General features: G+C 69.4%; 13 protein-coding genes and 3 rRNA genes. 10 read left to right on the top strand and 6 right to left on the bottom strand.

The annotated features are described in order from the left end of the window. The first annotated feature begins 33 nt into the window (after positions 1–33). The 6 genes from ACYP53_RS34230 to ACYP53_RS34205 all read left to right on the top strand — a co-directional run bounded on the left by ACYP53_RS34230 (position 34) and on the right by ACYP53_RS34205 (position 5,728). Positions 34–345, top strand: coding sequence for a PAAR domain-containing protein (locus tag ACYP53_RS34230; RefSeq protein ID WP_459650335.1), 312 nt, complete (start codon positions 34–36; stop codon positions 343–345). After that, complete coding sequence (locus ACYP53_RS34225) at positions 342–779, top strand: GPW/gp25 family protein (RefSeq protein ID WP_189917879.1); 438 nt, start codon at positions 342–344, stop codon at positions 777–779. The genes ACYP53_RS34230 and ACYP53_RS34225 overlap by 4 nt, the downstream gene beginning before the upstream one ends. Next, positions 779–2,740, top strand: a complete 1,962-nt coding sequence (locus ACYP53_RS34220; protein ID WP_459650334.1) for a putative baseplate assembly protein — start codon at positions 779–781, stop codon at positions 2,738–2,740. The genes ACYP53_RS34225 and ACYP53_RS34220 overlap by 1 nt, the downstream gene beginning before the upstream one ends. Before the next feature lie 22 nt (positions 2,741–2,762). Beyond that, on the top strand, positions 2,763–3,326 hold the full coding sequence (locus ACYP53_RS34215) for a phage tail protein I (protein WP_459650333.1): 564 nt from the start codon (positions 2,763–2,765) through the stop codon (positions 3,324–3,326). A gap of 3 nt (positions 3,327–3,329) precedes the next feature. Next, positions 3,330–4,616, top strand: a complete 1,287-nt coding sequence (locus ACYP53_RS34210) for an NADase-type glycan-binding domain-containing protein (RefSeq protein WP_459650332.1) — start codon at positions 3,330–3,332, stop codon at positions 4,614–4,616. 119 nt (positions 4,617–4,735) lie between these two features. Further along, positions 4,736–5,728, top strand: a complete 993-nt coding sequence (locus ACYP53_RS34205; RefSeq protein ID WP_459650331.1) for a PI-PLC domain-containing protein — start codon at positions 4,736–4,738, stop codon at positions 5,726–5,728. A 198-nt stretch (positions 5,729–5,926) separates the two neighbouring features. Here the strand turns inward: ACYP53_RS34205 and ACYP53_RS34200 are convergent, their stop codons facing one another. Beyond that, complete coding sequence (locus ACYP53_RS34200) at positions 5,927–6,433, bottom strand: hypothetical protein (protein ID WP_459650330.1); 507 nt, start codon at positions 6,431–6,433, stop codon at positions 5,927–5,929. Between the two features lie 686 nt (positions 6,434–7,119). On the opposite strand from ACYP53_RS34200, the gene ACYP53_RS34195 reads away from it, so the two are divergent. The 3 genes from ACYP53_RS34195 (at position 7,120) to rrf (ending at position 12,225) form a co-directional block, all read left to right on the top strand. Then, positions 7,120–8,643, top strand: a 16S ribosomal RNA gene (locus tag ACYP53_RS34195). Positions 8,644–8,913: 270 nt separating this feature from the next. Beyond that, a 23S ribosomal RNA gene (locus tag ACYP53_RS34190) occupies positions 8,914–12,026 on the top strand. Positions 12,027–12,108: 82 nt separating this feature from the next. After that, positions 12,109–12,225 (top strand): 5S ribosomal RNA (gene rrf / locus ACYP53_RS34185). Together the 16S, 23S and 5S rRNA genes form the textbook arrangement of a ribosomal RNA operon. Positions 12,226–12,326: 101 nt before the next feature. Here the strand turns inward: rrf and ACYP53_RS34180 are convergent. Beyond that, a complete protein-coding gene (locus tag ACYP53_RS34180) occupies positions 12,327–13,229 on the bottom strand; it encodes a nuclease (protein ID WP_189926581.1) in 903 nt (300 codons plus the stop codon). 466 nt (positions 13,230–13,695) lie between these two features. On the opposite strand from ACYP53_RS34180, the gene ACYP53_RS34175 reads away from it, so the two are divergent. Then, positions 13,696–14,409 (top strand): hypothetical protein, encoded by a 714-nt coding sequence (locus ACYP53_RS34175; RefSeq protein WP_459650329.1) that lies wholly within the window; start codon positions 13,696–13,698, stop codon positions 14,407–14,409. Between the two features lie 106 nt (positions 14,410–14,515). Here the strand turns inward: ACYP53_RS34175 and ACYP53_RS34170 are convergent, their stop codons facing one another. From ACYP53_RS34170 to ACYP53_RS34155, 4 genes are all read right to left on the bottom strand, one after another. Next, positions 14,516–15,130 carry a TIGR03086 family metal-binding protein gene (locus tag ACYP53_RS34170; RefSeq protein ID WP_189926577.1) on the bottom strand — a complete coding sequence of 205 codons (615 nt, stop codon included), beginning with the start codon at positions 15,128–15,130 and terminating at the stop codon, positions 14,516–14,518. A 134-nt stretch (positions 15,131–15,264) separates the two neighbouring features. Continuing rightward, positions 15,265–16,902 (bottom strand): phytoene desaturase family protein, encoded by a 1,638-nt coding sequence (locus ACYP53_RS34165; RefSeq protein WP_459650328.1) that lies wholly within the window; start codon positions 16,900–16,902, stop codon positions 15,265–15,267. A 111-nt stretch (positions 16,903–17,013) separates the two neighbouring features. After that, positions 17,014–17,670, bottom strand: a complete 657-nt coding sequence (locus ACYP53_RS34160) for a response regulator transcription factor (protein WP_189926573.1) — start codon at positions 17,668–17,670, stop codon at positions 17,014–17,016. Then, entirely contained in the window at positions 17,658–18,935 is a 1,278-nt protein-coding gene (locus ACYP53_RS34155) for a sensor histidine kinase (protein WP_459650327.1), read from the bottom strand. Before ACYP53_RS34155 ends, ACYP53_RS34160 begins: the two co-directional genes overlap by 13 nt. Positions 18,936–18,951 lie beyond the last annotated feature (16 nt).

Genomic DNA, 18,951 nt, shown 5'->3' with positions numbered 1-18,951 from the left:
GCGGCGGGCACCCTCGGAAACAGGAGACCGCACATGCCCCCCGCAGCCCGGACCGGCGACATGACCGATCACGGCGGCGCCCTCACCACCCCGCCGCCGGGCGCCCTCAAGGTGGCGACCGTGCTGATCGGCGGCCGCCCCGCCGCGGTGGTCGGCAGCATCCACGCCTGCGTCCCGCACGTGGAGATGGGCCCCGCCAACCTCGTCGAGCCCCAACTGGGCACGGCCACCGGGGGACTGGTCCTGATCGGCGGCCTGCCCGCGGCCCGTATGGGGGACAAGACGACCTGCGGCGCCACCATCACGAGCGGCGCGTTCAACGTGCTGATCGGAGGTGCGATGTGACGGGCAGCTTCATCGGCCGCGGCTGGGCCTTCCCGCTGCGGGTGAACGCCACCGGCGGCATCGGCATGGTGGACCGGGAACGGGAGATCGCGGAGGCCATCCGGCTCATCCTCGGCACCGCCCCCGGCGAGCGCCCGATGCGCCCGGAGTTCGGCTGCGGCATCCACGAGTACGTCTTCGCCCCGGGGGACAGCACCACCGCCGGGCGGATCGCCCGCGAGGTGCGGATCGCGCTGGAACGCTGGGAGCCGAGGATCGAGGTCGACGACGTGGTGATCGCCTTCGACAGCGTCGACGAGGGAACGCTCTACATCGACGTCCACTACACCGTGCGGGCCACCAACGACCGCCGCAACCTGGTCTTCCCCTTCTACACCATCCCCGAGCACCCGGCCGGGCCGGACGGGGCCGCGGCGGACGGGGGAGAGAACTGATGGCACTGCCCTCCCCGAACCTGGACGACCGCCGCTTCCAGCAACTCGTCGACGAGGCCAAGCGGTACGTGCAGCAGCGCGCGCCGGAGTGGACCGACCACAACGTCTCCGACCCCGGCGTCACCCTCATCGAGACCTTCGCCTACCTGGTCGACCAGCTGCTCTACCGGCTGAACCGGGTCCCGGAGAAGAACTACGCGGCCTTCCTCGACCTGCTGGGCATCCGGCTCTTCCCGCCCGCCGCCGCCCGGGCCGAGGTCGACTTCTGGCTCTCGGCACCCCAGCCGGAGACGGTCCTGCTGCGGGCCGGCACCGAGGTCTCCACGCTGCGCACCGAGACCGACGAAGCCGTGGTCTTCGCCACCGCCGAGGACCTCCCGATCGTCCCCAGCACGCTGGAGCGGCTGGTCACCGTGCACGCCTCCGGCGAGCAGTCCGACGCCACCGCCCGGCTGGCCGACGGAGTGGACGTGCCGTGCTTCCAGGCGCGCCCGGCGGCCGGGGACGCCATGCTGTTCGCCCTGCCGGCCGTGGTGCCGCGCTGCATCCTGGTCGTCCGGCTGGACAGCCGGGTGGAGGGCGTCGGCGTCGACCCGCGCCAGCCGCCGCTGGCCTGGGAGGTGTGGGACGGCGCGCGCTGGATCGCCTGCGAGACCGGCAGCGACACCACCGGCGGCCTCAACCGGCCCGGCGAGGTGGTGGTGTTCGTCCCGGCCGGGCACACCGCGTCCGTGGTGGCCGGCCGGCGGGCCGGCTGGCTGCGCTGCCGGGTCACCGAGCCGCAGCCCGGCCAGCCCTTCTACTCCGAGTCGCCCACCGTCCGCCGGGCCGAGGTGTTCACCGTCGGCGGCACCGCGACCGTCGCCCACGCGCAGACCGTGACCGACGCGCCGCTCGGCTCCTCGGAAGGGGTCGCGGGCCAGCGCTTCCGGCTGGCCAGGCCGCCGGTCCTGCTCGACGGCGAGCCGCCGGTGGTCGAGGTCGCGGCCGGCGACGGCTGGCAGCCCTGGACGGTCGTCGACCACTTCGGCGACTCCTCCCCGGCCGACCGGCACGTGGTGCTGGACGCGACCACCGGCGAGTTCCTGTTCCCGCCCGCGGTCCGCGAACCCGACGGCAGCCTGCGGGCCTTCGGCGCGGTGCCGCCCAAGGGCGCCCGGCTGCGCGTCCCGCACTACCGCACCGGCGGCGGGATCGCCGGCAACGTCGCCCGCGGCACGATCACCGTGCTGCGCAGCTCCGTCCCGTACATCGCCCGGGTGGACAACCGGGAGGCGGCGAGGGGCGGGGTCGACGGCGAGACCGTGGAGAACGCCAAACAGCGCGCCCCGCACCAGCTGCGGCTCCAGGAACGCGCCGTCACCGCCGGGGACTTCGAGCTGATCGCCCGGCAGGCCGCACCGTCCGCCGCCCGGATCAGCTGCGTTCCCGGCGGCGGCCAGGACGCGGGGACGGTCCGCGTCCTGGTCGTCCCCGACGCGGTCGCGGACGAGGGCGACCGGCTGCGGTTCGAGCAGCTGATCCCGGACGGGCAGGTGCTGGCCGCCGTCGCGACCGCGCTCGACGAGCGACGGCTGATCGGCACCCGGGTCGTCGTGCAGCCGCCCGCCTACCAGGGCGTCACGGTGGTCGCCCGGCTCACCACCGGCGCCACCGACCCCGACCGGGTCCGGGAGGCGGTGCTCGCCGAGCTGTACCGGTACCTCAACCCGCTGCGCGGCGGCGCCGACGGCACCGGCTGGCCGTTCGGCCGGGCCGTGCAGTACGGGGAGGTGTTCGCCGTGCTCCAGCGGGTGGCCGCCGTCACCGGGGTCGAGGACCTGCGGCTCTTCCCGGCCGACCCGATCACCGGACGCCGGGGCGCCCCCGCCGAGCGGGTCGAGGTCCCGCCGGACGCGCTGGTCTTCTCCCACCAGCACCAGATCGTGGTCACCGCGGTCGCCGAGGACGGGGTGTCATGAGCGAGCGCAGCGAGGTGGGCGCATGAGTCGCGCCGCGATACCCGGGCTGCCCAGCGCGCACCCGATCGGCGAACTGCTGCCCGCGCTCTTCGCCGAGGACGACTTCGCCCAGCGGTTCACGGCCGGTCTGGACACCGTCCTCGCCCCGGTCTTCGCCACCCTGGACAGCCTGCCCGCCTACTTCGACCCCCGCCTCGCGCCGGCCGACTTCCTGGACTGGCTGGCGTCCTGGGTCGCGGTGGAGGTCGACCCGGCCTGGCCGGAGGAGGTGCGCCGCGCGGTGGTCGAACGCGCCCTGGAGCTGCACCGGTGGCGCGGCACCCGCCGCGGACTCACCGAACGGCTGCGGCTGGTGCTGGGTGCCGGCGCCGAGATCGAGGACGGCGCCGGCGCCTCCTGGACGACCGACCCCGGCGCCGCACCGCCGCCCGCGGCCGGCGGTGACGTACTGATCCGGGTCTGGCCCCTGCGCGGCCAGGGCCTGGACGAGGACCAGGTGCTGTCCGTCGTGAGGGCGGGCTGCCCGGTCCATCTGAACTGCCGGGTGGAGATCCTGCCCGGCCCACCCGGGCGAGCGGAGGACTGACGGATGCCGGTGTGCCCCGACTGCGGAACGGTCAACGGCGAGGGGGACGACTTCTGCGGCAACTGCGGTGCGTACCTCGGCTGGTCGCGCAGCGCCGCCGCGCCCGCGGCTGCTGCTCCTGCGGCTGCTGCTCCTGCGCCGCAGGCCGAACCCGAGCCCGTCACCAGTACGGCGCCCTCCGCCCGTACCGAACCAGCCGCACCTGCTACGCCCACCGCGCCCACCGCGCCCGAGACCGCCCGTACCGAATCCACCTGGCGAGCCGCGTCCCGGCGGGTCACCCGCAGTACCCGGAGGGAGCAGCCGCCCGTCCCCGCGGCGGAGCCGGAGAACCCGACCCCGCCCGCGGCGGAGCCACCGCCCGCGGCACCCGCCGAGCCCCCGCGGACGACCTCCACCCGGGCGTCGACCCGTACCCCCGCCCCGGCCGCGACCCCGGAACCCACTCCGGCACCGGGCCCCGTAGCCGTTCCGGCCCCCGCGCCGGATCCGGAGCCCGAGCCGCCGGCCGACCCGGTGGCCGTGCAGCCCGCCAAGCCCGTGGCCCCGCGCCCGGTGGTCCGGGCGGTCGCCGCGGAGGAGGTCCCGGACGGCCTGCCCTGCCCCCGGTGCGGCACGCCCAACCTGCCCGACCGCCGGTTCTGCCGCCGCTGCGCGGCTCCGCTGACCGTCACCGCAGCGCCGCCGAAGCTGCCCTGGTGGCGCACCCGTTGGCCGTTCCGGCGCCGGGTGCGGATGGGCGGCTCGGGCAACGCGCTGCGCCGCACCATCGCGCTGCTGGTGCTGGCCGCCCTGGTGGTCGCCGGCATCCTGCTGTACCCGGCCGGCCAGAAGGCCTACCAGGACGTACTGGACAAGCTCGGCAGCACCGCGCCGATCACCCCCAGCGCGACCTCGGCGAGCGCCGCCCTGGACGGCCACCCGGCGACCGCGGCCGACGACGGCCTCACCAACAGCTACTGGGCCGCGCCCGCGGTCGGGGACTCCATCACCTTCGACTTCCGCAGTCCGTTCCGCCTGGTGGACCTGATCGTCCACACCGGCGGCTCCGCGGACCCGCAGCAGTTCCAGCAGCAGGCCCGCCCCCTCGTCCTGTTCCTGGAGGTGACCTCCTCGGACGGGGAGCAGCACCGGAAGCAGCTCACCCTCAACGACCAACCGGGCCCGCAGACCGTGGCGACCGGGATCAGCGACGTCGTCCAGGTGAAGCTCACCGTCCGCGAAGCCGCCGGCACCGGCCCCGGCCGCGCCATCGCCCTGGCCGAGGTGGAGTTCTTCAAGCGGACCTGACGGAAACGGACTTGAGCGGTCGTCGTAGGTCGTTCGCTTATTGACCGTTTACCGTTCGGCAACGCACCGTTGGTGCAATGGGCATGTCCACATCAGAACGTCTCCGGAAGGAGTGCTCCTTGACCACTCACCTCAGGCGCGGTGCGGGCGGCGTGCGGGTGGTCCCGGCCGTGATGGCGGCGCTGTGCGGGATCGCCGGTGTCACCGCGGTCGGCGCGACCCCGGCGGCCGCGGCCGACCAGCGGCACGCGATCTACGCCATCGCGCACCGGGTCGACACCGTGGAGGGCGTGGACGCCGCGCTCAAGCACGGTGCCAACGGCATCGAGATCGACGTCTGCGCCTGGTGGAACCCGAACGAGTGGCGCGCCTACCACGACTGCTCCTCGGCCGGGGAGAACCGCCTGGGCCCCAGCTTCGACAGCATGATCGACCGCATCCTCTCCAACGCCGACGCGGGCCGCCGGCTGTCGCTGGTCTGGCTGGACATCAAGGACCCGAACTACTGCGGGGCCGAGCCGAACCGCACCTGCAGCGTCGCCGGACTGCGCGACAAGACGCAGCGGCTGACGGCCGCCGGGATCCAGGTGCTCTACGGCTTCTACGAGTACCACCCCGGCAACACCCCCGACGTCGGCGGCCGGGGCTGGAAGAGCCTGGAGGGCAAGCTCGGACCCCTGGAAGGCATCACGACGACCGGCACCCGCGACCAGGTGACCAGCGCCTTCAACCGGTCCGGCGCCGGATTCCCGGCCGGCCGCCGCGCGATGGACTACGGCGACAGCGACATCACCAAGGGGTTCGGCAACTGCACGGAGGCCACCTACAACACCTGCGCCGAGCTGAAGAAGGGAGCCGGCGACCGCGCCGCCGGACGGCTGGCGGCCACACTCTCCTGGACGACCACCTACAACGACCCCTGGTACGTCGACAAGCTGCTGGGTGACGCCGGCGTGGACGGCATCATCGCCGGCTACGGCGCCTTCACCGGGGTGCGTGAGTACGACGACAGCTGGCAGTGCGCCAACGCCGTCAACCTCGTCCGTGACTGGGTGAACCGGCACGGCTCCACCCACCGCATGGCCACCAGCGGCGACCGCCTGTTCAAGTAGGCGACCTCCCGTAGGCGACGGCGCGTCCCGGCCGCGTCCCCGACCGCACTCGACCGCACCCGGCGCAGGCCGGGTGCGGTCGGCTTTCCCGCCGTGTCAGCAGCACGGGGCGGCGGAACGGCTGGCAGCTCGGCCACGGGGGACGGTGGCCGAGCTGGTCAGTCGGCTCGCGGGCCGGGGGGATGGGCCGGGGAGGGCTCAGTAGAGGTCGGAGGAGAGGTAGAACGCGTTGGTGCCGGGCCCGGTGGTGCTGGAGCGGGGGATGACGCCGCCGCCCCAGTAGACGCCGGAGCGCCCCGACGCGTGGACGGTCAGCCGGGCGTGCGGGTGGCCCCAGGTGCCGGTGGACCAGAGGGCGTTGTTGCCGGCGTCGTAGACGACGAAGTTTCCGTCGGACTGCATGACGGCCTTGTAGCCGCGGCCGACGGTGTTGCTGGCCAGGACGTCCGTGATCTGGAAGGTCGTCCTGCTGGGCTGGTAGACGACGAAGTTGCCGTCGTCCTGCATGATGGCCCGGGTGGTGCCGGCGTCCAGGTGCCAGCCCTTGTAGAGCGGCTCGTCGTCGTAGATCGAGATGTAGCTGCCGTCGCCCCGGTCGACCGCCGCCTCCGCGGTGCCGGTCGCGGTCATGGTTCCGGCGATGGCGAGCGCGGTGGTGGCGGCGGCCATCGCGATGTTCCGGAGGGCCTTCTTCGTCTTCTTCATGTCCCCGTGTGCCTCTTCCTCGTTCTTCGCGCCCGGTGGTTCCTGGAGCGCCTGACACGAACGATCATGGAGCACGGCGGTAGACGTTCGATGAACGTCTCGTTGAGGTGGGAGCGGTTTGGCTCGCGGGCGGAGTGGGAGTACTGTTCTCTAGTCGCTCGGCAGGGAGCACCGGACACGCATCGGCGCGGACGGTCCCGGGGCGGCCAATCCTCTGAAACACCACTTCCCAGGTTCGGGCTGGGTCGCGTTCGCGTTTTCGCGTCGTGGCTCCGTGTGTATTTGGCATGTTCGTTTTATTGGATTGCGGTCGATTCGCTTTTCGGAGCGGGGATCGGCTAGAGTTTGAAACGTCGGACGGGGCGTCAAGCCGCAGAAGACACCGGCGAGTTGGATGAGGAAGCCCGGAAACGGCGCGGAAAACATCTGATAAGCTGGAAACACGAAAGAACGAAGCCCGGAGGGCCTGCTGGAAGGCAGTCCGAAGGAAGCGCCCGTTCCTTGAGAACTCAACAGCGTGCCAAAAGTCAACGCCAGATATGTTGACATCCCCGGCCTCAGATTGTTCTGGGGTTGGAGATTCCTTTTGAATTAAAACACTAGCGAGGACGCAGTGCGCGGGATCACCCTATTCCGGTGGTTGCCGTGCCGCTCAACGCGGGTGTCGACCCGATTACGGGTATACATTCACGGAGAGTTTGATCCTGGCTCAGGACGAACGCTGGCGGCGTGCTTAACACATGCAAGTCGAACGGTGAAGCCCTTCGGGGTGGATCAGTGGCGAACGGGTGAGTAACACGTGGGCAATCTGCCCTGCACTCTGGGACAAGCCCTGGAAACGGGGTCTAATACCGGATATGACCTTCCTCCGCATGGGGGTTGGTGTAAAGCTCCGGCGGTGCAGGATGAGCCCGCGGCCTATCAGCTTGTTGGTGGGGTAATGGCCTACCAAGGCGACGACGGGTAGCCGGCCTGAGAGGGCGACCGGCCACACTGGGACTGAGACACGGCCCAGACTCCTACGGGAGGCAGCAGTGGGGAATATTGCACAATGGGCGAAAGCCTGATGCAGCGACGCCGCGTGAGGGATGACGGCCTTCGGGTTGTAAACCTCTTTCAGCAGGGAAGAAGCGCAAGTGACGGTACCTGCAGAAGAAGCACCGGCTAACTACGTGCCAGCAGCCGCGGTAATACGTAGGGTGCGAGCGTTGTCCGGAATTATTGGGCGTAAAGAGCTCGTAGGCGGCCTGTCGCGTCGGATGTGAAAGCCCGGGGCTTAACCCCGGGTCTGCATTCGATACGGGCAGGCTAGAGTGTGGTAGGGGAGATCGGAATTCCTGGTGTAGCGGTGAAATGCGCAGATATCAGGAGGAACACCGGTGGCGAAGGCGGATCTCTGGGCCATTACTGACGCTGAGGAGCGAAAGCGTGGGGAGCGAACAGGATTAGATACCCTGGTAGTCCACGCCGTAAACGTTGGGAACTAGGTGTTGGCGACATTCCACGTCGTCGGTGCCGCAGCTAACGCATTAAGTTCCCCGCCTGGGGAGTACGGCCGCAAGGCTAAAACTCAAAGGAATTGACGGGGGCCCGCACAAGCAGCGGAGCATGTGGCTTAATTCGACGCAACGCGAAGAACCTTACCAAGGCTTGACATATGCCGGAAACACCTGGAGACAGGTGCCCCCTTGTGGTCGGTATACAGGTGGTGCATGGTTGTCGTCAGCTCGTGTCGTGAGATGTTGGGTTAAGTCCCGCAACGAGCGCAACCCTTGTTCTGTGTTGCCAGCATGCCTTTCGGGGTGATGGGGACTCACAGGAGACTGCCGGGGTCAACTCGGAGGAAGGTGGGGACGACGTCAAATCATCATGCCCCTTATGTCTTGGGCTGCACACGTGCTACAATGGTCGGTACAAAGGGCTGCGATGCCGCGAGGCGGAGCGAATCCCAAAAAGCCGGCCTCAGTTCGGATTGGGGTCTGCAACTCGACCCCATGAAGTTGGAGTTGCTAGTAATCGCAGATCAGCATGCTGCGGTGAATACGTTCCCGGGCCTTGTACACACCGCCCGTCACGTCACGAAAGTCGGTAACACCCGAAGCCGGTGGCCTAACCCGTAAGGGGAGGAGCCGTCGAAGGTGGGACCAGCGATTGGGACGAAGTCGTAACAAGGTAGCCGTACCGGAAGGTGCGGCTGGATCACCTCCTTTCTAAGGAGCACATGGCCGCTTGCAGGCGAATGTTCTGCACGGTCGCTCATGGGTGGAACGTTGACTATTCGGCACAGGAAGAGATCGGACGTAGTACTGCTTCGGCGTGGAAAGCGATCTGGGATTGACTGTGTCGGGCACGTTGTTGGGTCCTGAGGGAACGGGTTTCCGTTGTCTCAGTGCCGGCCTCACTTGAGGCAGCCCGGTTGGGTGTCGAGGGTGTGTGACTGGTCGTTGTTTGAGAACTGCACAGTGGACGCGAGCATCTGTGGCCAAGTTTTTAAGGGCGCACGGTGGATGCCTTGGCACTAGGAACCGATGAAGGACGTGGGAGGCCGCGATAGGCCCCGGGGAGCTGTCAACCGAGCTTTGATCCGGGGGTGTCCGAATGGGGAAACCCGGCAGTCGTCATGGGCTGTCACCCGCTGCTGAACACATAGGCAGTGTGGAGGGAACGCGGGGAAGTGAAACATCTCAGTACCCGCAGGAAGAGAAAACAACCGTGATTCCGGGAGTAGTGGCGAGCGAAACTGGATGAGGCTAAACCGTATTGGTGTGAGACCCGGCAGGGGTTGCCAATGCGGGGTCGTGGGATTTTTCTTGATCGGTCTGCCGGCCGGTCGGCGAGTCAGAAACCGTATGGGTAGTCGAAGGACATGCGAAAGGTCCGGCGTAGAGGGTAAGACCCCCGTAGACGAAATCTGTACGGCTCGTTTGAAGAACTCCCAAGTAGCACGGGGCCCGAGAAATCCCGTGTGAATCTGGCGGGACCACCCGCTAAGCCTAAATATTCCCTAGTGACCGATAGCGGATAGTACCGTGAGGGAATGGTGAAAAGTACCGCGGGAGCGGAGTGAAATAGTACCTGAAACCGTGTGCCTACAAGCCGTGGGAGCGTCGTTCATCAGCTTGCTGGTGGGCCGTGACTGCGTGCCTTTTGAAGAATGAGCCTGCGAGTTTGCGGTGTGTAGCGAGGTTAACCCGTGTGGGGTAGCCGTAGCGAAAGCGAGTCCGAATAGGGCGACCCAGTTGCATGCCCAAGACCCGAAGCGGAGTGATCTAGCCATGGGCAGGTTGAAGCGCGGGTAAGACCGTGTGGAGGACCGAACCCACCAGGGTTGAAAACCTGGGGGATGACCTGTGGTTAGGGGTGAAAGGCCAATCAAACTCCGTGATAGCTGGTTCTCCCCGAAATGCATTTAGGTGCAGCGTCACGTGTTTCTTGCCGGAGGTAGAGCACTGGATAGGCGATGGGCCTTACCGGGTTACTGACCTTAGCCAAACTCCGAATGCCGGTAAGTGAGAGCGTGGCAGTGAGACTGTGGGGGATAAGCTCCATGGTCGAGAGGGAAACAGCCCAGAACACCGACTAAGGTCCCTAAGCGTGTGCTAAGTGGGAAAGGATGTGGAGTCGCAGAGACAACCAGGAGGTTGGCTTAGAAGCAGCCACCCTTGAAAGAGTGCGTAATAGCTCACTGGTCAAGTGATTCCGCGCCGACAATGTAGCGGGGCTCAAGCACATCACCGAAGTCGTGTCATTCACATGCGAAGGCCAACGGCTGTGTGATGGGTAGGGGAGCGTCGTGTGCCGGGTGAAGCGGCGGTGGAAACCAGTCGTGGACGGTATACGAGTGAGAATGCAGGCATGAGTAGCGATACAAGAGTGGGAAACTCTTGCGCCGATTGACCAAGGGTTCCTGGGTCAAGCTGATCTGCCCAGGGTAAGTCGGGACCTAAGGCGAGGCCGACAGGCGTAGTCGATGGACAACGGGTTGATATTCCCGTACCCGCTTTGAAGCGCCAACGTCGAACCTTGATGCTAAGCCCGTGAAGCCGTCCTGGAGCCTTCGGGCAAAGGGAAGTGGTGGAGCCGGGACCCAACGTAGTAGGTGAGCGATGGGGTGACGCAGGAAGGTAGTCCAGCCCGGGCGGTGGTAGTCCCGGGGTAAGGGTGTAGGCCGAGTGATAGGCAAATCCGTCACTCATTGAGGCTGAGACCTGATGCCGAGCCGATTGTGGTGAAGTGGATGATCCTATGCTGTCGAGAAAAGCCTCTAGCGAGTTTCATGGCGGCCCGTACCCCAAACCGACTCAGGTGGTCAGGTAGAGAATACCGAGGCGTTCGGGTGAACTATGGTTAAGGAACTCGGCAAAATGCCCCCGTAACTTCGGGAGAAGGGGGGCCATTCCTGGTGATGGGTCTTGCACCTTGAGCTGGGGGTGGCCGCAGAGACCAGCGAGAAGCGACTGTTTACTAAAAACACAGGTCCGTGCGAAGCCGTAAGGCGATGTATACGGACTGACGCCTGCCCGGTGCTGGAACGTTAAGGGGACCGGTTAGCTCTGTTTCGACAGGGCGAAGCTGAGAACTTAAGCGCCAGTAAACGGCGGTGGTAACTATAACCATCCTAAGGTAGCGAAATTCCTTGTCGGGTAAGTTCCGACCTGCACGAATGGCGTAACGACTTCTCGACTGTCTCAACCATAGGCCCGGTGAAATTGCATTACGAGTAAAGATGCTCGTTTCGCGCAGCAGGACGGAAAGACCCCGGGACCTTTACTATAGCTTGATATTGGTGTTCGGTTCGGCTTGTGTAGGATAGGTGGGAGACTTTGAAGCAGCAACGCCAGTTGTTGTGGAGTCGCCGTTGAAATACCACTCTGGTCGTGCTGGATGTCTAACCTGGGTCCGTGATCCGGATCAGGGACAGTGTCTGGTGGGTAGTTTAACTGGGGCGGTTGCCTCCTAAAGGGTAACGGAGGCGCCCAAAGGTTCCCTCAGCCTGGTTGGCAATCAGGTGTTGAGTGTAAGTGCACAAGGGAGCTTGACTGTGAGACTGACGGGTCGAGCAGGTACGAAAGTAGGGACTAGTGATCCGGCGGTGGCTTGTGGAAGCGCCGTCGCTCAACGGATAAAAGGTACCCCGGGGATAACAGGCTGATCTTCCCCAAGAGTCCATATCGACGGGATGGTTTGGCACCTCGATGTCGGCTCGTCGCATCCTGGGGCTGGAGTAGGTCCCAAGGGTTGGGCTGTTCGCCCATTAAAGCGGTACGCGAGCTGGGTTTAGAACGTCGTGAGACAGTTCGGTCCCTATCCGCTGTGCGCGTAGGAGTGTTGAGAAGGGCTGTCCCTAGTACGAGAGGACCGGGACGGACGAACCTCTGGTGTGCCAGTTGTCCTGCCAAGGGCATGGCTGGTTGGCTACGTTCGGGAGGGATAACCGCTGAAAGCATCTAAGCGGGAAGCCTGCTTCGAGATGAGCACTCCCACCTCCTTGAGAGGGTAAGGCTCCCAGTAGACGACTGGGTTGATAGGCCGGATATGGAAGCCCTGTAAGGGGTGGAGTTGACCGGTACTAATAGGCCGAGGGCTTGTCCTCAGTTGCTCGCGTCCACTGTGTTGTTCTGAAACAACGACCCACCCGATTCTTGGTCGGGTGTCGGTTGACAGTTTCATAGTGTTTCGGTGGTCATAGCGTGAGGGAAACGCCCGGTTACATTCCGAACCCGGAAGCTAAGCCTCACAGCGCCGATGGTACTGCAGGGGGGACCCTGTGGGAGAGTAGGACGCCGCCGAACAATCATTGCTGAAAAGCCCCTGATCCACTCGGATCAGGGGCTTTTCGCATTTCCGGCTGGCGTGAATGCGACCTGGACGTTCGAGAGCGGGCCGGCGAGGGTCATGTCTCGCTGAACAGCAGGTCCTCGATGGGCCGGGTCATCCGCACCGTGTTGTTGCCGATGACCTCGACGACGTGCTGCAGGCCGACGGTGGGCGGCTTGCGGAGCTCGGGCAGGGTGAACTCGTCGGCGCCGCCGGCCAGGAAGGCGGGCAGGCAGCCCAGGTCGGGGCCGAACAGCCGGACGTAGTCGACGAGTCGGCGGAACAGCTTCGGCAGGATCACGAGGTCCTTGGTGAGCGAGTCGAGGTTCTCGATCTTCGCGCCGCTGGTGGTCACGTCGTGTTGCCAGACGCTGCCGGGGGCCTTGGTCTTGCGGGCCTGCTTCGCGGTGGCAGTCAGGTCCGCCCGGAGCTTTTCGGGGAGGCTCTCGTAGAAGGTGGGGTAGACCAGCCCCTGCGACAGCAGGTGGTGGTTGGCGGTGGCGCGCAGCATGCCGAGGGTGACGTCCAGGTGGAAGCCGCTGCGTGCGGGCGCCGGGGGATCGCCGACGTCCGGCGGGGCGCCGCGCCCGACCAGCGCGATGCAGCGGCGGAAGGGGTCCGCGCCGCCGGTGAGGATGTAGCCGGGGACGGAGTCCGGCGTGGAGACGACGACCTTCTCCTCGTCGTCCTGCACGACCCTGGTGAAGCCGAGCCACGTCAGCAGTTCGTCGCGGGCGGCGTGCGCGCCGAGCGTCAGCGGCTGGTGCGCGAAGTCCGGGCCGACGCCCTTGTAGTGGGTTTCCAGGGCGTCGATGGAGTCCAGCCGCAGCGAGGCGCCGCCGTTCTCGTCGCGTTTGACCGGGTTGAGCCCGGGGACGTCGCCCCAGAAGCCCGGGTCCTGCGGCAGGAAGTGGACGGTGTCGCCGTCGGGCCGGTCATGGAACACCTGGTACGAGCCGGTGATGAGCACCATGGACATGTCTGCCTCCCGGAGCTGACAGGACGCCACCGCCGCGGCACCGGACGGGCGGTCCGGAGGCCCGGCAGGTCCGGCAGGTCCGGAGGTCCGGTGGCCCGGCAGGTCCGGTGCTCCGGAGGTGTGCGACCGAGGGGTCTCCGGATGTGAAGCGTTCGGGCCCGCCCGGGGCCTGGGGCGGCGGGTCCGGTGGCGGTCGTCCGTGTCGTCCTTCCTTCCACCATGCGCCCGTCCGGACGCGATGTCACCCCGGACGGGCCTGGTCACACGCGGTGAGGACCGGGTGCCGGGGGACCGGACCGGCCGTCCGATGGCAGGTTTCGGACAAGGTGGCTCCGTGGGCGAAATTCCGGGAACCTCCACCGAATTCTCACGCGGTCTCCCCGTAAGGTGACTCTCGATTCCGCCGCCGGGCACCCCGGCGGTCGGGACGCCTCCCTCCCCCCGACCCGACTGGAGTGGTACGGCTATGAATGTTCGTCAGTTGTGGAAGCGTGCGGCGACGGCGGTCCTCGGAAGGGGGATCGGAGCCGCGGCGGCGGCGTTCGCGCTGGTCGCGGCCGTCGTCCTGGGCGGTACGGTCTCCGGCATGGCCTCGGCGGAGGCCAAGCCCGCGGGGTGGGGCGGCTCGGGCCGCTGGGCCTGCTCCGGGCAGCCCGTCGACGCCGGGAACGTCATCACCGACCACGACGGCGCGGGTTGCGGCGGCTGGGGCTCCTGGTACCAGCAGCCGGCGAAGGACGGGATCTGGACCTGCTCCGGCTCCCCGGTGGTCGCCGGTTACGTCATCACCGACCACGTGACGTCCGGCTGTCGGGGCATCGGCGCGTGGCGCCACAGCCTCGTCAAGGACGGCATATGGACCTGTGCCGGCTCTCCGGTCGTGCCCGGGTACGTCATCATCAACCACCTGCGGGCCGGCTGCGGCGGCATCGGCGCCTGGCAGCACGGCCTCCCGCACGACGGGATCTGGACCTGCTCGGGCTCCCCGGTGGTCGCCGGGTACGTGATCACCGGCCACATGCAGGCGGGCTGCGACGGCGCCGGCGCCTGGTACCACAACATCGCCCGGGTCGGCCTGTGGACCTGCCCCGGCTCGCCCGTCCCGCCCGGCTTCCGCGCCACCACCTACTCGGCGGGCGGCTGCAACGGCCTCGGCGCCTGGGTGCTCGCCCGCGCCTGACCGTCGCAGCGTGACCGCTCTGGCCTCCTACCCCCCGCGCCCGGTTCCGGGCGCGGGGGTCCGGCGGTTCCGGCGGGTCCCGGGGCCAGAGATGGCTGACGGACCGTCAGCGCGTCGTGTCGTAGGACCAGTTCGGGTCCCGTCCGGTGAGCGCCAGTAGCCGGTCCTGGGCGTCGGCGCCCGGCGCGGTGACGAGTGGCGGGTCGAACAGGCCGGTGCGGGCCAGGTTGCGGTAGCCCTGGAACTCGTCGAGCGCGTACCGGGCGGCGCCCGGCGGCATCCGGCCGGTCTCGCCCAGGGCCCGGGCGAGGTCCCAGCCGTGCACGACGGTCTCGGCGGTCAGCTCGCGGGCGTACCCGCCGGCGTCGCGCACCCCGTACGGCAGGTGCACCAGCAGGTCCGGTACGTCCTGCTGGTGGAGCGCGCGGACCGCCGTGTCGGCGGCCATCGCCCATACCCCGACGGGGTTGCGGCCCAGTACGTCACCCCCGAACCGGTGGCCGATCGCCTCCGGGGTGTAGCCGGCCACCGCCTGGCAGACCCAAAGGTGCTGTGCGGCAAGGTGGTTCATCAGTGTGCGGACGTCCCAGTCCCGACACGGCGTGGGCGCCGTCCAGCCGTCGTCGGGAACGGCCCGCACCAGGCGGGTCACCTCCGCCACGGCGGCGACGTAGCGTTCACGGACCTCGACGTGGAAACCGGGTGGGTGCGGACATTCCATCGGAGGGCCTCCCTCCTGCCCTGCTCACTCTCAGTAAACCGCCACCGGGAGTGACCTGCCAGGTGGGCGGGTGTCCGGACGCGCCGGGTGACCGGCCGACCGCCCGCTGTCAGGCCCGCCCCAGGTCGGCCATGTCAGCCCGCGTCAGCCAGGTCGGCCAGGACGGCCTGGGCCGCGTTGTGCCCCGGGATGCCGCTGACCCCGCCGCCGCGCACGGCCCCGGCGCCGCACAGCAGGACGTTCGGGCGGTCCGTCGCCACGCCCCAGCGGGCGGCGGCGCTGCCCGGCTCTCCGGGGCCGTCCCCGCCGTCCGCGTCCCCGCCGTCCGCGTCCCGGAAGGGGAAGGCGAGGTCCCGGTGGAAGATGTGGCCGCCCGGCAGGCCGAGCTCCCGCTCCAGCTCCGGCGGCGTCCTGGCCTCCAGGCAGGGCCGGCCGTCGGCGTCGGCGGCCAGGCAGTCGGCGATCGGCTCGGCCAGCACCGCGTCCAGCTGCGCCAGGCTCGCGGCCAGCGCGCGCTCCTTGGCCGCCGGGTCGCCGAACAGCCGGGCGGGCATGTGCAGGCCGAACAGGGTGAGCGTCTGGAGCCCCTGCCGGACGGCGTCCGGGCCGAGGATCGACGGGTCGGTGAGGGTGTGGCAGTAGATCTCGGACGGCGGGGCCGAGGGCATCCGGCCGGCCCGCGCCTCGGCGTACGCGGTCGCCAACTGCCGGTAGCCCTCCGCGATGTGGAAGGTCCCGGCGAAGGCCTCGCGCGGGTCGGCGGTGGTGTCGCACAGCCGCGGCAGCCGGCGCAGCACCATGTTGACCTTCAGCTGGGCGCCCTCGGGTGCGGGCCCCGGATCGTCGCCCAGCAGCCGGGCCAGGGCCGCCGGCGCGGCGTTCACCAGCACCCGCCGGGCCGCCACCGTTCCCTCCGTACCGCCGTCCCGGTCCCGGTAGGACACCTCGGCCTCGCCCCGCCCCCGGCCGTCGCGGTCGGCGGCGACGGCGGTCACCTCGTGGCCGGTGCGGATCTCGGCGCCGGCCGCCAGCGCCGCCCCGGCGAGCGCGCCCGTGACCGCTCCCATCCCGCCGACCGGGACGTCCCAGTCGCCCGTCCCGTTGCCGATCACGTGGTAGAGGAAGCAGCGGTTCTGCCGCAGCGAGGGGTCGTGGGCGTGGGTGAAGGTGCCGATCAGCGCGTCCGTCAGGACCACCCCGCGCACCAGGTCGTCCGCGAAGGTCCGCTCGACCACCGCGCCCAGCGGCTCCTCGAACAGGGAGGTCCAGGCGGCCTCGTCCGCGATCCTGCGGCGCAGCTCCGCCCGGGTGGGCAGCGGCTCGGTGAGCGTGGGGAACACCCGCTCGGCGACCCGGCCGGTCGTCCCGTAGAAGCGCTGCCAGGCCCGCCACTCACGGTCGCCGCCGGTGAGCGCCCGGAACGACTCCCCGGTCCTCGCCGGGTCGGCCGCGTCCACCAGCAGCCCGGTCGGGCTCCCGTCCCGCTCGACGGGCGTGTACGAGGAGATCCGGCGCCGCCGCAGGTCCAGCCGCAGCCCCAGGTCCCGGACGATCGTCCGCGGCAGCAGGCTCACCAGGTAGGAGTAGCGCGACAGCCGGGCGTCCACCCCCGGGAAGGCCCGCGCGGAGACCGCGGCCCCGCCCACCTGCGCCAGCCGCTCCAGCACCAGCACCCGCTGCCCGGCCCGCGCCAGGTACGCCGCCGCCACCAGCCCGTTGTGCCCGCCGCCGACGATCACGACGTCGTACCGCGAGGACGCGTTCGTGTTCATCCGGCCACGCTACGCCACATCCGCGGGCCGCGGAACAGCCGTGCCGCGCCCGCGCGCAGGCCGCGGCACGGGCGGGGCCGGGACGCCGCTGACTGGCGCAAGCAGGCGCGCCTACCGGTCGGCGAGGGTGCGGAGGTAGGTGAGGACGGCGAGGACGCGGCGGTGGCCGGAGTCGGGGGTGGGCATGCCGAGCTTGGTGAAGATGTGGCCGATGTGCTTGTTCACGGAGCTCTCGGCGAGGAAGAGGAGCCGGGCGATGGCGGGGTTGTTGTGGCCCTCCGCCATCAGGGCGAGGACCTCGCGTTCGCGCGGGGTGAGGGCGGCGAGCGGGTCGGGGCCGGTGCGGCGGGCCATCAGGTGGTTGATGACCTCGGGGTCCAAGGCGGTGCCGCCCTCGGCGACGCGGCGGAGGGCCTCCAGGAACTCCTCGGCGCGGCCGACCCGGTCCTTGAGGAGGTAGCCGACCCCGGTGGCGCTCTGGGCCAACAGCTCGGTGGCGTAGGCGTGTTCGACGTACTGGGAGAGGATCAGGACGGGGAGGGCGGGGAGCCGGCGGCGGGCCTCGACGGCGGCGCGCAGGCCCTCGTCGCGGAAGCCGGGCGGCAGCCGGACGTCGACCACGGCGACGTCGGGGCGGTGGTCGAGCAGGGCGGGCAGCAGGTCGTCGCCGTGCTCGACGGCCGCGCAGACCTCGTGGCCCTCGCTGGTCAGCAGGAGGGCCAGGCCCTCGCGGAGCAGGGCGTTGTCCTCGGCGATCAGGACGCGCATGGGATGTCCACTTCCAGTACGGTCGGGCCCCCGGGTGGGCTGGACAGGTCGATGGTCCCGTCGAAGGCGGCGACGCGCCGCCGCAGGCCGGGCAGGCCGCTCCCGGTGCCCTCGGCGGCGCCGCCCCTGCCGTCGTCCTCGACCCGGACGGCGATCGCGTCGGCGGTGATCCGCAGCCGGACCAGGGCGGTGGAGGCGCCGCTGTGCCGGGCGACGTTGGTGAGCGCCTCGGCGACCACGAAGTAGGCCGCGGCCTCGGCGGCGGCCGGTGCGCGGGGCGGCGGGCCGGCCGCCCCGTCGAGGTCGGTCCGGGTGGGGACGGCGCAGTGGGCGGCGAGCGAGCGGACGGCCTCGGTGAGCCCGCGGTCGGCGAGCACGGGCGGGTGGATGCCGCGGACGAGCGTCCGCAGGGACTCCAGGGCCTGTTCGGTGACCAGTTGGGTGGAGTCCACCAACTCCGCGACGTGGTCCGGGCGGTGGGCGAGCGCCCGGCGGATCATGCCGAGCCGGAGCGAGACGGCCACCAGGTCGGCCTGCGCGCCGTCGTGCAAGTCCCGTTCGATGCGCCGCAGTTCGGCGGCGTGGGCGTCCAGCGCCGCGGACCGGCTGACCGTCAGTCGGTGCACCCGCTGGGCGAGCGACTCGCGGCCGGGGGCGGTCAGCAGCCGACGGGAGGCACGGGCGTGCAGGTCGGCGAGGAACGGCAGGACGGCGACCGCGAGGGCGGCGTAGCCGACGCCGCCGACCGCCGCGATCGCCGCCACCGGCCAGGAGTCGACGTTCAGCAGGATGACGGCGTCCCGCTCGGCCGGCAGGAGCCGCCACCACAGCGGCGCGGTCAGCCAGTTGACGGCGTGGCTGCAGAGGGTGAGACCGGCTGCGCACAGGGCGGTGCCGACGGTGCCGTGGGCGAGCAGCCAGCGCAGGTCCCGGAACAGGTCCTCGCGGACGGCGGGATCGCGCAGGGGCGACGTACGGCTGCGGAAGGGATCGTCGCGGTACGGCGCGCGGACCGCCGAGCCCAGTCGCCGGCCGACCAGCCGTCGGTGGAACTCCGCGTAGCGGCCCAGCAGGTGAACGGCGCCGGGGAGGAGCAGCAGGCCGAGGCCGACGAGGCAGAGGGCGAGGACGACGAGCAGGAGGGCCGACGCGACCAGCGCGCCCAGCCCGGTGGCGAGGCAGCGGAGCGCGTACCCGGCGGCGGAGGGGAAGCGGCGCAGCGCCGACCTGGCGGTCGCCGTGGCGTCGATTCCGGCTGCCCGCACGATCGTTCAGCGCCTC

It is taken from the genome of Kitasatospora sp. Ki12 (assembly GCF_054601375.1).
The sequence above is the reverse complement of the archived record's forward strand: the minus strand, read 5'-3'. Positions and strand labels throughout refer to the sequence as shown.